The sequence below is a fragment of the Marinobacter sp. genome, from assembly GCF_041984545.1.
In the GTDB taxonomy this organism is placed as follows: domain Bacteria; phylum Pseudomonadota; class Gammaproteobacteria; order Pseudomonadales; family Oleiphilaceae; genus Marinobacter.
The window spans coordinates 1-756 of the sequence record NZ_JBHIXV010000081.1 but is presented as its reverse complement, the minus strand read 5'-3'; the positions used below and the strand labels follow the sequence as shown (position 1 = coordinate 756).

Sequence of the window (756 nt, the reverse complement as noted above, 5' to 3'; positions counted from 1 at the left end):
CTGATAAGGGTTTCGGGTTCATCCTGCCCGCCAGCGCCACGAAGAACGGCTGTGACCGCCTGGTGGTTCTGAATGCAACGGCGAGAGCCGTGGTAAACCGCCAGCGAGGGAAGCACGAGAACCAGGTGTTTACCTTCGGCGGCCGGCAGGTGGCCTCCATCTTCAATAACGCCTGGCGGAAAGGGCGGAAGAAGGCAGGGCTTACCCATGTCCGCGGGCACGATCTCCGGCACACCTTCGGTAGGAGGCTGAGGGCGGCAGGAGTAAATGAAGAAACCCGGGCAGAGCTCCTGGGGCATAAACGCGGATCGGTTACCACACACTACTCGGGGGCGGAGGTCGCTGAACTGGTGAAAGCGGTGGAGCTGATCGCGGAGAAGAGAGGACCGGATTCCGATGGCGTGGCCGTGGTGAAATTCCGGTTTGGGCACAAAATGCCCACAGAGGCAAAAAAAAGGGTCACGAAGTGAGTCGCAACCCTTTGGAAATACTGGTAGCAAGGGGCGGAGTCGAACCGCCGACCCCAGCATTATGAGTGCTACCAGCAATTATAACTAGCTGATTTTAATAAGGTCTTGCCGGCCGTCCTCGCCCACATTATCCTATCGATGCACATCCACGTTTATTGTGTGGCCACAAAATGCCCACACCGGATCTTTCAGGATTCAAATAATGGTCCTGCTTGGTGCAACCGATAAGCGAGTCTGGCTACTTGGTTCGGGCTAGAGTTAAAGGTTAAAACACTTGCATGGGGTG

Annotated in this window: 1 protein-coding gene and 1 tRNA gene; one reads left to right on the top strand and one right to left on the bottom strand. The window is 56.1% G+C overall.

Annotated features, from left to right (window positions below; all coding sequences use genetic code 11):
* The coding region (locus ACFC20_RS17605) for a tyrosine-type recombinase/integrase (RefSeq protein WP_375194116.1) at positions 1 to 470 on the top strand (470 nt) is incomplete at its 5' end.
* Positions 471 to 491: 21 nt separating this feature from the next.
* On the opposite strand, the gene ACFC20_RS17600 is transcribed toward ACFC20_RS17605, so the two are convergent.
* Positions 492 to 593: transfer RNA gene (locus tag ACFC20_RS17600), tRNA-Met, on the bottom strand.
* Positions 594 to 756 lie beyond the last annotated feature (163 nt).